The sequence below is a fragment of the Magnetococcales bacterium genome (genome assembly GCA_015228815.1).
In the GTDB taxonomy this organism is placed as follows: domain Bacteria; phylum Pseudomonadota; class Magnetococcia; order Magnetococcales; family UBA8363; genus UBA8363.
Genome location: JADGCV010000004.1, coordinates 106,345 through 119,902, shown reverse-complemented (window position 1 = coordinate 119,902; position 13,558 = coordinate 106,345). Strand labels below are relative to the sequence as shown.

The window sequence follows — 13,558 nt, the reverse complement described above, 5'->3', positions numbered from 1 at the left end:
GGGGGAGGGGTTGATGGTGATGATGGCGGGCCATTACGTTGAAGAATCGTCGCTTTCCTCGTGTCCTGGCGGATTTTCTTCCCGTGAGGCCGTGGCGATGACGGTGGCCGTTCCCGTTTTGGCGATCACCGGCATTTCCAGGCCGAACTCGGTCATTACCCGTTCCACCGTATCATACAATTGCTGCCTTTTTATAGGTTTGGTAATCGGATGCACGCCGGGCGCCGAACAGTGTTTCTCCCTGGCCTCCTCTTTGCTCGAAGTATACAGAAGGATTGGAAGGGTATTCCAGTCCGATGTTTCCCGGATGCGGCGGATTTCATCGATCGCCTTGCCGGGGGCGTGGGAACAATCGAGGCAGATCAGAATGAAGGGGCCCGAATCCGTCTCGAAGGTGTTTGGGCCGACCTGGGAAAAATGATCCGCCTCCCGGGTCTTGAACCCCATGGAGTGGAACAGTTTCATGAAGATGCGACGGTTCATGGAATTGCGTCCCGAAACCAGGATCCAGGGTTGCTGTTCGCCCAGTTCGGGGAGCGCGATGTCGGGTTTCTGGCAGGGCAGGGTAATGAAAAATGTGCTTCCGTGATGCAGTTGGCTCTTGACCCGGATTTCTCCGCCCATGATTTCGACGATCTGCCTGGCGATCGCCAGACCCAGGCCTGTCCCTTCATAACGGCGGGATGGGGTTGGATCGACCTGGGTGAACGGATCGAAAATGGCCCCGTGGAGGGTGTCGGGAATGCCGATCCCGGTGTCGGTGATGGTAAACAGCAGATGTCCCGGTCTTGGACTCGGGGCGGTACAGGAAACGTCCAGATCGACCGACCCCCGTCGGGTGAACTTGACCGCGTTGCGGACGACGTGCAACAGCGCTTGCCGGAGACGTTCCGGATCCCCGACGAGGCGCCTGGGGACCTCGGGGGCCAGATGGGTGGAGAGGGCCAGTCCCTTTTCCCGAGCCTCGGGGCTCATTTCTTCCGCGACGCCGGCGACCAGGCGATGAATATTGTAGACGCGGTTTTCGAGAATGAACTGATCGGTGGTGATACGCGACAGTTCCAGCAGGTTGTCGATCAATACCGCAAGCCGGTCGGAAGCGCGCCGCAGATCCTGGAGATATTTTCTCTGGTTTTCATTGATTGGCCCGAAGGCGCTGCCCAACAACAGGTCGGTGCAGCCGGTGATGGTGTTGAGGGGGGTTTTCAGTTCATGGGAAATATTGGTCAGGAAGTTGTCCTTGAGTCGATTGGCCGTTTCCGCCGCCTCCCGCGCCTGTTGCAGGGTCCGTTCCATTTCCAGGCGCAGGGAAATATCCTCCTTGATCGCCAGATAATGGGTTGTTTCCTCGCCGGGGACCTGGATTGGCGAGATGGTGTTGAGTTCCCAATAGGTCGAGCCGTCCTTGCGCCGATTGTGGAATTCGCCACGCCATACCTTCCCGGCGCGGACGGTGTTCCACAGGTCTTCGAACACCTCGATCGGGGTATCGACCGATTGGAGCATGTCCGATTTTCTTCCGAGGATTTCTTCGGGCGTGTATCCGGTGAGCCTGGTGAAACTGGGGTTGGTATAGATGACCACGTCCTGAGCGTCGGTGATCAGGACGGGCGCGGGGCTTTGTTCCACCGCCTGCGACAGCTTGCGGATTTCCATCTCTGCCCGTTTTTTCTCTTCAAGTTTGGCCTTGAGGGCATCGCGGGTCGCCACGATTTCCCGGGACAGCCCCTGGAAACGGTCCCGCAGGGTGACCAGTTCGTCACCGGCGGTCTCCCCCGCCGGATTCCTCCCAAGAATATCTTGCGAAAACAGGGTGATTTCCCGGGTTACCTGACTGATCTTGCCGGTGATCCACAGCAGGATGAACAGTTCGGCGAAAATCAGCGACAAGCCCGTGACCAGCCTTTGGGAGCGCTCCGCGACAAGAATGGAGGTCCCCAGGGATTCGAATTCCTCGGAAGAGACCAGGGTGACCAGTTGCACGAACAGATCGGAGGACCCATAGTCGAAATAGGATTGTCCGGCAATGAAAAAGGTGCTTCCCAGATCGGCGATCGTCGTCCCTGGGGGGACCCGTTGCGGATGATTGCTGGCGATGATTTGCGACCGTCCTCCTTCGAGAATGGCTACCAGTCCGTTGAAGTCCGACAGAGGGAGGGACATCCCGGTCAGGAAGTGTTCATCGAGGGGGGTGGCCAGGAGCAGGGTTCCCAGTGGGTGTCCCTGGGAATCGACGAGGTTTTCGGAGGAGAGGAGAAACGGATGGGTCTCCACCCGGGTCAGGTAATCCTGGTGCAGGCTCAGTTGCAGCAGGGTGGGTGTCGGATTGGCCAGACTCGAAGGGAGGGGGTCGGGGTGGTTGCTATAGCGTTCCCTCAGGGTGTTGTCGGGACCAAAGACCAGAATATGCCGCAAGGGGACGAATCCGCGCAGAACGCTTGCCGTGGGGAGCCATTGCGGGGTGGTGGCATGGATGACCGGTGGCTGGGGGGGGCTGTTGGCGGGGAGGGAAAAATGATCGATCAATGCCCGTTGACCGGCCAGCAACCGGACCAGTCGGGAGTGGGCTTTGATATGGTGATCGAAGCGGATGCGGTTGTATCCCGCCTGCGCTTCCACCATTTCCTTGAGGCGGTGATGGAACAATCCGCGGATATGACGCGACTGCCATTCGTCCAGGACATGCCATACCGAAATGCCGACCAGAAGCGTGGCCAGAACGGCCTTGACGGTCAGTGGTAGCCGTTCGAGCAGTGCCTTCATTTCCCGACCCGTCGTTTCATTCCCGGTCAACCCGCGTCCTGTGGCGTCTGGATGGCGGGTGGATCCTTGCGGCCCGAGGGATCGGCGAACCGATCGTTGAGGTTTTGAACATACCGGTCGGTCTCCTTGAGGACATCCTGAAGTTTTCGTTTGATGTTGCCGCCCCATCCGGCGGGCCGGGTTGAAAACAGGGAACGCCATGGACGGGTGTTGAAGGCAAATCCGCGGGAAAGGTGATCCAGGAGGTCTGGATGTTCCACCTGACGCGAAAGTTGCGCGAGGATCGATCGGGCGTTGAAACGGCGCACCGCGAAATGCAGCCACAACCAGGCGGTTCCCAGCGCTGCCGCCGCCAGGTCGATCAGGAGGCTTTGCCACCATTCGCCCCAGAACCACAGGCCCCTTTCGATCAGGGAGACTACGGGGAGATCAAGGTGCGATTCGAGAAGACCGGCCCCCGCCACGAGCGCCAGGAGGATCGACGCATCCTGAATCAATACCCGCCGCCGCCACCGGGTGAGAAGAAGGCCCAACCGGGGGACGACCTCGGCGCCGATGGAGCGGGCGGTATATTCCAGGACGCCGATGATCCGGTAGGCCCGTTCCACCTCGACGCGGTGCATCCGTTCCTCGATTTCCGAAAGATCTTCCAGACACTTGGCCTCGAAGCGGTTGCGCAGTTCATCGTTGGGGAATCCGCGCGCGGCATCGCGGTTGTAGATCTGGTAGAAGCGTCCGGCGGTCAGGCCGCATTGGGCGAGCGCCCGGAGCCAGGAGGCGACGACATCCTCCAGGTTGTCCTCCTGGGCGGTGCAGTCGATCTGGTTGAGCACGAAGAGAAATTTGTTGGCGTCGGCCCGGTTGATGGTTTCCTTGACCAGATGGTCGAGGGTGTCCTTCATGGCTCCGGGTTCGGGATGCCGGGCGTCGAAGAAGACCAGGACCAGGTCCGACAGATCGATCATGTGGTTGGTGATGCGCAGGGTCGCGGTGCGTTGGGCATCGGCGTCGAAACCGGGGGAGTCGATCAGAATCTTGCCGCGAAGTTTCTCGGTGAGGCAGGTCTTCAACTGAAGATAGGAATCGATCCTTTGTCCTTCACCCTGGCAGACCTTTTCGATTTCGTGGCTGATCTGGTAGAAGGGAAACCGGGGATCGGCATCCAGGGCGAGTCCGGGCAGGGTCCTTATTTTTTCTTCCTTGCTGAAGCAGATGACGGTGAATTTGTCGTCCACTGCCTGATTGCCGGTTCGCTGGATCTTCTGACCGAGATAGCTGTTGATGAACGTCGATTTCCCGGAGGAAAAGGTCCCGAGGATCGACACCATCGGCCACCATGGGACCCGGGTTGCGTAAGATTCGTTTCTTTCCAGCAGTCCCATGCGGTAAGCTACGTGGTCGAGGTTTCGGAAACTTTGCACCACCTGTAGCAGAACGGGATTTTCCGATTGCAGATGTTTTTCAAGGCTGGCGATGCGTTGATCGATCTGGCTTGCGGTCTTGTCGAACATTGTTGGGCTCCAGGGAAGGAGAGACGATTGAGTTTCCGAAGTCTTGGTATACACCATTCCTGACACCGGGTGCGAGATGGCTTAACGCAACCCATCCCGATTCTCTTGAGACGACAGTGGGGCAATGCCATGGCTGGAGAAACCTTGACCATCACCGACAATCGCACTGGAAAAAGCGTGGAACTGCCGATCCTCCACGGGACCGAAGGACCTCCGGTCGTGGACATTTCCAAGTTCTACCGGGAATTCGGCATGTTCACCCTTGATCCCGGATTTCTTTCGACCGCTTCCTGCCAGAGCCGGATCACCTTCATCGACGGCGACAAGGGGGTCCTTCTGTATCGCGGGTATCCGATCGATCAATTGGCGGAGAAAAGCACGTTTCTTGAGGTGTGTTACCTGTTGATGTGGGGCGAATTGCCGACCCGTCCCAAGTATGAGGAATTCTGCCGCATCGTCATGCAGCATACCATGCTCCACGAGCAGATGCAGAATTTTTACAAGGGATACCGGCGTGATGCCCATCCGATGGCGATCATGGTGGGGATGGTGGGGGCGATGTCGGCGTTTTTCCACGATTCCCTGGACATTCACGATCCGCGGCACCGGGAAATTTCCGCGTTTCGCGTCATCGCCAAACTGCCGACCATCGCCGCCGCCTCGTACAAATATTCCATCGGGCACCCGTTCATCTATCCCAAGAACGAACTGGGATATATCGAAAATTTTCTGCGGATGCTTTTCAAGGTACCGTGCGAGAAATACCGGATCTCTCCCGTGTTGGTCCGGGCCATGGAGCAGATTTTCATCCTCCATGCCGATCATGAACAAAACGCCTCGACCGCGACGGTCCGGCTTGCGGGATCGTCCATGGCCAATCCCTTCGCCGCCATATCCGCCGGGATCAGTTGTTTGTGGGGGCCGGCGCATGGCGGGGCCAACGAGGCGGTTCTCGACATGCTTGGCGAGATCGGTACCGTGGACCGGGTGGGTGAGTACATCAAACGGGCCAAGGATCCCAAGGACAACTTTCGGCTCATGGGGTTCGGCCATCGCGTCTACAAGAACTACGATCCCCGCGCCCGGATTCTTAAAAAGGCGGCGCACGATGTCCTGGCGGAACTGGGACGGGAGGACGACCCGATCTTCAAACTGGCCCTGGAACTGGAGCAGATTGCCCAGAGTGACGAATATTTCGTCGAAAAGAAACTCTATCCCAACGTCGATTTCTATTCCGGCATCATCCAGTCGGCCATCGGCATTCCCACCAACATGTTTACCGTGATTTTCGCCGTGGCCCGTTCCATCGGCTGGATCTGTCAGTGGATGGAGATGATTTCGGGGAAGGAGTCGATCGGTCGTCCGCGTCAGTTGTATGTCGGATCTCCCGAGCGCGATTATGTTCCTCTGCATCGCCGGCCGTGATCTCCCGGTGAATGACCCTTCCGGTTCAATCCGCAACCGGTGTCCGTTGACACCGGTTGCGTGAATCATCATAGTTCCCCGGTACCACGCCAAGGTTTAAGGATGGAGCGGGTCGTGGTTTCCCTGTCGGGGGATCAGGTCTTTGTTCTGGGGGTGAAACGGGTTGAATTGGGAGTGTCGCAGTGGAATTGACGGGGGCTCAAATCGTCGTCCGAACGCTTTGCGATCTTGGGGTGCGTCATGTGTTCGGCTATCCTGGCGGATCGGTGTTGCATATTTACGACGCCCTGTTCAAACAGCCCGAACTTCACCATATTCTTTGCCGTCACGAGCAGGGGGCGGTTCATGCCGCCGATGGATATGCCCGGGTCAGTGGCAGGGTGGGGGTGGCCCTGGTCACTTCAGGTCCTGGGGCGACCAATGCCGTGACGGGATTGGCGACCGCCAACATGGATTCCATTCCCCTGGTCTGCATCACCGGCCAGGTCCCCGTCGATCTGATTGGCAACGATGCCTTCCAGGAGGCAGACACCGTCGGGATCACCCGATCCTGCACCAAGCACAATTATCTGGTGCGCCGGGTATCGGATCTGGCGCGGGTGCTGCGCGAGGCCTTCCACATTGCCCGAACCGGTCGTCCCGGACCGGTGGTGGTGGACATCCCCAAGGATGTGACGGCGGCGGTCTGCGACTATGAAGACACCGGCGCCGAGGTGCGCATCCGTTCCTACAATCCCACCGTTGTCGGCAACGCCCGTCAGGTGCGCAAGGCTGTCTCCATGATCCTGGAGGCGCGTCAGCCCATGATCTATACCGGGGGAGGGGTCATCCTTTCCGATGCCGCCCCCCAACTGACCCGTTTCGCCCGTCTTTTGGGGGCGCCCATCACCAACACCCTCATGGGCTTGGGCGGATTTCCCGCATCCGATCCCCTGTTCGTCGGCATGTTGGGAATGCATGGTACCTACGAGGCCAACATGGCGGTTTCCAACTGTGATCTTCTGATCGCCGTCGGCGCCCGTTTCGACGATCGGGTGACGGGAAAAATCTCCCAGTTCGCCCCTTCCGCGCGAATCATCCATCTGGATATCGATCCCACCTCCATTTCCAAGAATGTCAAGGTTCACCTGCCGATCGTCGGCGATGTCGGCAATGTCCTCGGACAGATGAACGCCCTTCTGGAGGCACCCGGCGCTCGCGACCGTCAACCCGATCTCTCTCCCTGGTGGCGGCAGATCCAGTCCTGGCGCGAAAAGGAATGCCTTCGCTATCACCAGGGCAAGGATTGGATCGAACCGCAATTCGTCATCGAAAAACTTCGGGATCTGACCGAGGCCAACGCCATCGTCGCCACCGACGTGGGACAGCATCAGATGTGGGCGGCACAGTTTTATCCCTTTGATCTCCCGCGCCGCTGGCTGACGTCGGGAGGGCTTGGGACCATGGGGTACGGTCTTCCCGCCGCCATGGGGGCCAGCATCGCCAAACCCGATGAAACCGTCATTCTCATTACCGGCGACGGTTCCATTCAGATGAACATCCAGGAACTGGCTACCTGTTCCCAGTTTCGCATTCCGATCAAGATCGCCATCCTCAATAACAGTTTTCTCGGGATGGTGCGGCAATGGCAACAGATTTTCTATGAAGGACGTTATTCCCAGTCCAATATTTCAAGCCGTCCCGATTTTGTCCTTCTGGCCCAGGCCTATGGCGCGGTTGGATTGCGGGCGACCCGTCCCGAGGAGGTGGAACCGACGATCCGTGAGGCCCTGGCGATCGACAACGCCGTCGTCATGGATTTCAGGGTCTCCGAGGAATCCAACGTCTATCCCATGGTCCCGGCCGGCAAGGCCCTGAACGAGATGATCCTGCTCTAGGGAGGTTTGATCATGCGGCATATCATTTCGGTCCTGGTGGAAAACGAGGCGGGTGTTCTTTCGCGGGTGGTGGGGCTGTTCGCCGCCCGCGGCTTCAACATTGAATCGCTCACGGTCGCCCCGGTCGGGGATGAAACCACCTCCAGAATCACTCTGGTCTCGATCGGCGACAATGAAATCATCGAACAGATCATCAAGCAGCTTCACAAGTTGATTCCGGTCATCCATGTGAGCGATCTGACCGAAGGGGCGCATGTCGAGCGGGAATTGATGCTGGTCAAGGTGGCGGCGGAACGGGAGGTTCGGGCCGAGGTTCTCCGGATTGCCGATATTTTTCGTTCCCGGGTCCTGGATGCCACTGCCAATTCGTTCATGATCGAGGTGACCGGGGACAGCAATAAACTGGATGCCTGCCTGGAATTGCTCAAACCGTTGGGGGTCATCGAATTGGTCCGGACGGGACAGGTGGCGTTGAGCCGGGGCAATCGGGGAATGATGAAAGTCTAGAAGAACTGGTATTTGAAAAATGACCGAGGATGGGTCCGGGGTCGGTCCCCCCTTTCCGAACGAAAAACGTCAAGAATCTTTGGGGATGTGCCAATGAAAATCTATTATGACCGTGATGCGAACCTTCAACAGATCAAGAACCGCCGGGTTGCCGTGATCGGCTATGGTTCCCAGGGACACGCCCATTCCCAGAATCTCAAGGATTCCGGGGTCGATGTGGTGGTGGGTTTGCGGGCGGGTTCCACCTCGTGGAAGAAGGCGGAGGGGGCGGGGTTGACGGTGATGGAGGTTGCCCAGGCGGTCGCGGGGGCGGATGTGGTGATGATTCTGGTTCCCGACGAGCATCAGGCGCGGTTGTACCGTCATGAAATCGCGCCGAACATGAAAAAAGGGGCGGCCCTGGTGTTTGCCCATGGGTTCAACATTCATTTTGGCCAGATCGAACCCCCTGCCGACATGGATGTGTTCCTGGCGGCCCCCAAGGGGCCGGGCCATCTGGTGCGGGCGGAATATCTGCGTGGCGGCGGAGTGCCCACGCTGGTGGCGATCCATCAAAATGCCAGTGGCCAGGCCTTCGATGTGGCCCTGGCCTATGCCTCGGCCATCGGCGGCGGACGGGCGGGGATCATCGAAACAAGCTTTCGCGAGGAGACCGAAACCGATCTTTTCGGCGAGCAGGCAGTCCTGTGTGGCGGCATCACGGCATTGATTCAGGCGGGCTACGAAACCCTGGTCGAAGCGGGATATGCTCCGGAAATGGCCTATTTCGAATGTTTGCATGAAACCAAGTTGATTGTGGATCTGATCTACGAGGGGGGGATTGCCAACATGCGCTATTCCATCTCCAATACTGCCGAATATGGCGATCTGACCCGGGGTCCCCGTGTCGTCGATGCCCGGACCAAGGAAGAGATGAAACGGATCCTGACCGAGATTCAGACGGGAGAATTCGCCCGCGAATGGATCCTTGAAAACCAGGCGGGCCGGCCCCGGTTCCAGGCCCTGCGTCGTCTGGGGGCGGCCCATCCCATCGAGGAATTGGGAGGAAAGCTGCGGGCGATGATGCCCTGGATCCAGAAGGGCAAACTGGTCGATCGCAGCAGGAATTGATCGTTCGGGCGGGTCTGAAGGCCGGGTAACAGGATTGAGGAGTCGGAAGGCGATGTCCAGCTTGAGTCCGGTGGCACGGGAGGGATGGCCGTTCATTCTCGGGTTTGCCGTCGTTGCGGCGCTGGCGAGCCTGGTTTTGCCCAATCTGGCGTGCATATTGCCGTTCTGGCTCCTGACGGGTTGGTGTGTCTGGTTTTTTCGCGATCCGGACCGGGTGGTTCCCGCCGATCCCGGAGTCCTGGTGGCCCCGGCGGACGGTCGGTTGGTGGCGGTCGAAGAGGTGGCCCAGGCGCCGTTCGGTCTTGGGCCATCGCTGAAACTTTCCATTTTCATGAATGTCTTCAGCGTTCACGTCAACCGGGCGCCGATGGCGGGTCGGATCGAGGCCATGGCTTATCATCCGGGTCGCTTCCTGAATGCCCGGCTCGACAAATCCTCACTGGAAAACGAACGGATGGAACTCCTCATGCGGGGCGAGGGGGGGATTCTGGTTTGTTTTGTCCAGGTCGCGGGGTTGGTGGCGCGGCGGATCGTCTGCCGGGTGGGGCAGGGGGATCGGCTGGAGCGCGGCGGGCGGTTCGGATTGATCCGCTTTGGGTCGAGGGTCGATCTTTATGTACCCCGTTCGGCGAAGGTTTTGGTGACGCTGGGGGATGAAACCCGGGCTGGAGAAACGATCATGGCCCATCTGAATGTGGCGGCGGGTGGTTGACATGACCGGAAAACGTGGCGCCTATATCTTTCCAAGCCTGCTGACCACGGGGGGGATGTTCTTCGGCTTCTATGCCATCATGGCGGCATTGACCGGACAGTATGAGCGGGGGGCCCTGGCGATCGTGGCGGCGGGAATCATCGACGGTTTGGATGGCCGGGTGGCGCGGGCGATGAACGCCACCAGCGCCTTTGGCAAGGAGTATGACAGTCTTGCCGATTTTCTCTCCTTTGGCATTGCTCCGGCGGTGTTGATCCATCAGTGGGCATTGGTTCCGTTCAATCGGGTGGGTTGGGCGGGGGCTTTTTTGTATGCGGTTTGTGGGGCGTTGCGCCTGGCCCGTTTCAATGTCCAGCACTATGTGGGGGACGAACGGGTTTTCAAACGTTATTTCCAGGGATTGCCCATTCCGGCTGCTGCGGGAATCCTGGTGGCGACCTTGTTGTTCTATCTGGAAATGGGGTGGGATCCGCCGTCTCCGGCGGGTGGATATGGGGGGGTGGCTTTTCTGCCGCTTCTTCTGGTCTATGCCCTGGGCATTCTGATGGTCAGCAACATTCGTTTTCGCAGCATGAAGGATGTGGACTGGCACAAGTCGCGACCGTTTCTGACGTTGGTCGGGGTGGTGGTGTTTCTGGCGGTACTCACGATTCATCTGGCAGTGACGTTGTTCCTTTTGAGTGGTTTCTATCTGGCCTCGGCGTTCCACAGTCATCGGGAGTATCGGCGTCTGTTGGCGGAAGGGAAGGAAGTGGAGGAAGATGAGGTCAAGGATTTTACAGTCTGAAGTGATTTAACGATCATGGATGGGTCTGGGAAGGGGCTTAGCAGAGACGAGAACGGATGGTTACATCTCCGAAGAAGCTGATCGAGGTCGCACTGCCGTTGCCGGAGATCAACGATGCATCGGCCTATGACAAGATGCCCGGTATTGGGCCGCATCCCAAGGGCATTCATCACTGGTGGGCAAGGCTGCCGCTGCCGACGGCGCGTGCGGTGCTGTTTGCCTCCGTGGTGGACGACCCGTCGGCGCACCCCGATCAATTCCCGACCGGGGAGGCGCAAAATGCCGAGCGCGAGCGCCTGTTTGGCATCATCCGCGAGTTGATGCAAAAAAAGCTGCATGAACGGCCCGATGTTTACGCCAAGGCGCGCGAGGAGATGTTGAAACACGCCGATGGAAAGTTGCCGCCGGTACTCGACCCCTTTTCCGGTGGTGGTTCCATTCCACTGGAGGCGGCGCGTCTGGGCTTTGCGGCGCATGCGGCGGATCTCAATCCGGTGGCGGTGCTGCTCAACAAATGCAATTTGGAACTGGTTCCGCGCTGGTTGGAGTGCTCGCCAGTCAATCCAGAGGTGCGTGGCCATGTCCTGAAAGACACGGGTTGGACAGGATCAAGAGGGCTGGCCGAGGATGTTCGCTACTACGGAAATTTGATCCGGGAACGCGCGATTGCAAAGATTGGACATCTCTACCCGAAGGTAAAACTGCCCAGGGAATATGGTGGTCGCGAGGCGAACGTGATTGCATGGCTGTGGGCCAGAACAATCATGTGTCCAAACCCGGCCTGTGGCGCCCGAGCGCCATTGGTGCGGTCTTTTTGGCTTTGCCGAAAGAAGCCAAACTTTATTCATGCAAAACCTGTATTTGAGGACAAAAGCATCCGTTTCATCATCGAAAAGAGCGGAATCGCGGAGAAGGAGACGACAAGTGGAAAGGGTGCGCGTTGTCTGTTCTGTGGGCGGCAATTTTCCAAGGCGCAGGTAAGAAAATCGGCAATTGACCATGGAGTTGAGGACATACCGCTTGCTACCGTGGCGGACATCGGACAGGGCAGGACCTACTTGCCAAGTGATTCCGTGTGGATGCCAGAGGCGTTAAAGCCTGAAGCACCGATGATCGAACAGAACATGACGAACGATCGGCGATGGTTCTCGCCGCCGCTTTATGGATGGTCCAGATTTGTAGACATCTTTACCCCACGCCAGCTGACCGCACTGGTGACGCTTGGCGACCTGGTGAAGGATATCCACGAGGATGTGGTCGTGGACGCAGCGAAAGCAGGGCGTTTCGATGATGTCGATGAGTATGCCAGGACCGTCACCACGTTCCTGGCGCTTGCGCTTGATCGATGTGCGGATTTTAACAATGGACTTTGCAGATGGACCTCTGGCAACCAAAAAGTGATGAATCTTTTCGGGCGGCAGGCAATTCCCATGGTCTGGGATTTTGCGGAAGCGAATATTCTAGGCAATACGGTTGGGTCTTGGGTTACTTGCGAAAATTACGTTGCTGATTGCATCGAGGTGCTTGGCAAGTCGTCAGTCGGTAGCGGTAACGGTCGCCAAGTCGATGCCTCTGGCGCATGGAACGATGCCAGTGGTCTTCTGGTCAGTACCGATCCCCCCTACTACGATAACATTGGCTACGCTGCACTATCCGATTTCTTCTATGTCTGGCTCAGGCGTACCATCGGCGACCTGTATCCCGAGCTTTTCAAAACCATCCTTGTACCGAAGGCCCCTGAACTTACCGCTGCCCCCGAACGCTTCGACGGGAATAAGGAAACGGCCAAGGAACATTTCGAGTCCGGCTTTCGCAAGGCCTTTGCCACCTTGCGCGAAAAGATGGACCCGCGCTTTCCGCTCACCGTCTACTACGCCTTCAAGCAGGAAGACGAGAAAACAGGCAGTGACGAGGACGACAACGGAGATGAAGAGGGCCCAAACAATGGGACCGATTTGACGACGGGTTGGGAGACGTTGCTCGATGCCCTTCTTGGCAGTGGCTTCCAGATTACCGCGACCTGGCCGGTGCGCGCTTCGCAGAAGTGGCGTATGGTGGCCATGGGTACCAATGCCCTGGCCTCCTATATTGTGCTCGCCTGCCGCCCGCGTCCGGTCGATGCCCCACAATGCGGTCGCCGCGAGTTCCTGAACGAAATGAAGAAAGAACTCCCGACCGCGCTCAAACGCCTCCAGCAGGGGAACATCGCCCCTGTGGACCTGGCCCAGGCGGCCATAGGTCCCGGCATGGCCGTGTTCTCGCGTTACGCGAAGGTCGTCGAGTCGCACGGCAATGCCATGACTGTGCGCACCGCTCTGGCTCTGATCAACCGGACCCTTGATGAGGTACTGGCCGAACAGGATGCGGAATTTGACGCCGACACCCGCTGGGCATTGGCGTGGTTCGATCAGCACGGAATGGAGGAAGGCGAGTTTGGCGTGGCCGAAACGCTCTCACGGGCCAAGAACACGGCGGTCAACGGCCTTGAACAGGCAGGCATTGTCACGGCGCGGGGTGGCAAGGTCCGTCTGGTCAAACGGGATGAGTTGCCGGAAAACTGGGACCCAGCCTCGGACAATCGTTTGACTGTCTGGGAAGCGACCCAGCGCCTGATTCGTGTCCTCGACCAGCACGGTGAAAGCGGCGCCTCGGCGCTCCTGCGCAAGTTGGGCGGTTCGGTTGGCGAAACGGCACGGGAGTTGTCGTATCGACTGTACAAGGTCTGCGAAGGCAAGAACTGGTCGAGCGAAGCACTGGCCTACAACAGCCTCGTGCTGGTTTGGCCCGAACTGACCAAATTGGCCCAGGCAACACCGCGCGAGCACCAACGAACCCTTTTTTGAATGGGGATCGTTCAATGACGAGG

The 13,558-nt window shown here is 58.5% G+C and carries 9 protein-coding genes; 7 read left to right on the top strand and 2 right to left on the bottom strand.

The genetic code is table 11. From position 1 onward, the window contains the following. Positions 1-33 precede the first annotated feature (33 nt). Positions 34-2,793 carry a PAS domain S-box protein gene (locus HQL76_02890; protein MBF0108110.1) on the bottom strand — a complete coding sequence of 920 codons (2,760 nt, stop codon included), beginning with the start codon at positions 2,791-2,793 and terminating at the stop codon, positions 34-36. Beyond that, on the bottom strand, positions 2,790-4,274 hold the full coding sequence (locus tag HQL76_02885; protein MBF0108109.1) for a dynamin family protein: 1,485 nt from the start codon (positions 4,272-4,274) through the stop codon (positions 2,790-2,792). Before HQL76_02885 ends, HQL76_02890 begins: the two co-directional genes overlap by 4 nt. A 129-nt stretch (positions 4,275-4,403) precedes the next feature. Between HQL76_02885 and gltA the strand changes: the two genes are divergently transcribed. The 7 genes from gltA (at position 4,404) to HQL76_02850 (ending at position 13,535) form a co-directional block, all read left to right on the top strand. Then, positions 4,404-5,699 (top strand): citrate (Si)-synthase, encoded by a 1,296-nt coding sequence (gene gltA, locus HQL76_02880; GenBank protein MBF0108108.1) that lies wholly within the window; start codon positions 4,404-4,406, stop codon positions 5,697-5,699. 182 nt (positions 5,700-5,881) lie between these two features. After that, entirely contained in the window at positions 5,882-7,576 is a 1,695-nt protein-coding gene (gene ilvB, locus HQL76_02875) for a biosynthetic-type acetolactate synthase large subunit (protein ID MBF0108107.1), read from the top strand. 12 nt (positions 7,577-7,588) lie between these two features. Next, positions 7,589-8,083, top strand: coding sequence for an acetolactate synthase small subunit (ilvN, locus tag HQL76_02870; protein ID MBF0108106.1), 495 nt, complete (start codon positions 7,589-7,591; stop codon positions 8,081-8,083). Between the two features lie 93 nt (positions 8,084-8,176). Further along, positions 8,177-9,193 carry a ketol-acid reductoisomerase gene (ilvC, locus tag HQL76_02865; GenBank protein MBF0108105.1) on the top strand — a complete coding sequence of 339 codons (1,017 nt, stop codon included), beginning with the start codon at positions 8,177-8,179 and terminating at the stop codon, positions 9,191-9,193. A 52-nt stretch (positions 9,194-9,245) separates the two neighbouring features. Next, positions 9,246-9,905, top strand: a complete 660-nt coding sequence (locus tag HQL76_02860; GenBank protein ID MBF0108104.1) for a phosphatidylserine decarboxylase family protein — start codon at positions 9,246-9,248, stop codon at positions 9,903-9,905. Position 9,906: 1 nt separating this feature from the next. Next, the gene (gene pssA / locus HQL76_02855) at positions 9,907-10,692 is read left to right on the top strand and encodes a CDP-diacylglycerol--serine O-phosphatidyltransferase (GenBank protein MBF0108103.1); all 786 of its coding nucleotides are present in this window, start codon (positions 9,907-9,909) and stop codon (positions 10,690-10,692) included. A gap of 56 nt (positions 10,693-10,748) precedes the next feature. Beyond that, on the top strand, positions 10,749-13,535 hold the full coding sequence (locus tag HQL76_02850) for a DUF1156 domain-containing protein (protein MBF0108102.1): 2,787 nt from the start codon (positions 10,749-10,751) through the stop codon (positions 13,533-13,535). The last annotated feature ends 23 nt before the right edge of the window (positions 13,536-13,558 follow it).

What these genes read in the sequence shown, in the direction of transcription:
- HQL76_02860 (MBF0108104.1), top strand. Translation starts at nt 9,246, where the DNA reads ATGTCCAGCTTGAGTCCGGTGGCACGGGAGGGATGGCCGTTCATTCTC.
- pssA (MBF0108103.1), top strand. Translation starts at nt 9,907, where the DNA reads ATGACCGGAAAACGTGGCGCCTATATCTTTCCAAGCCTGCTGACCACG.
- HQL76_02850 (MBF0108102.1), top strand. Translation starts at nt 10,749, where the DNA reads ATGGTTACATCTCCGAAGAAGCTGATCGAGGTCGCACTGCCGTTGCCG.
- ilvN (MBF0108106.1), top strand. Translation starts at nt 7,589, where the DNA reads ATGCGGCATATCATTTCGGTCCTGGTGGAAAACGAGGCGGGTGTTCTT.
- HQL76_02885 (MBF0108109.1), bottom strand. Translation starts at nt 4,274, where the DNA reads ATGTTCGACAAGACCGCAAGCCAGATCGATCAACGCATCGCCAGCCTT.
- ilvC (MBF0108105.1), top strand. Translation starts at nt 8,177, where the DNA reads ATGAAAATCTATTATGACCGTGATGCGAACCTTCAACAGATCAAGAAC.
- gltA (MBF0108108.1), top strand. Translation starts at nt 4,404, where the DNA reads ATGGCTGGAGAAACCTTGACCATCACCGACAATCGCACTGGAAAAAGC.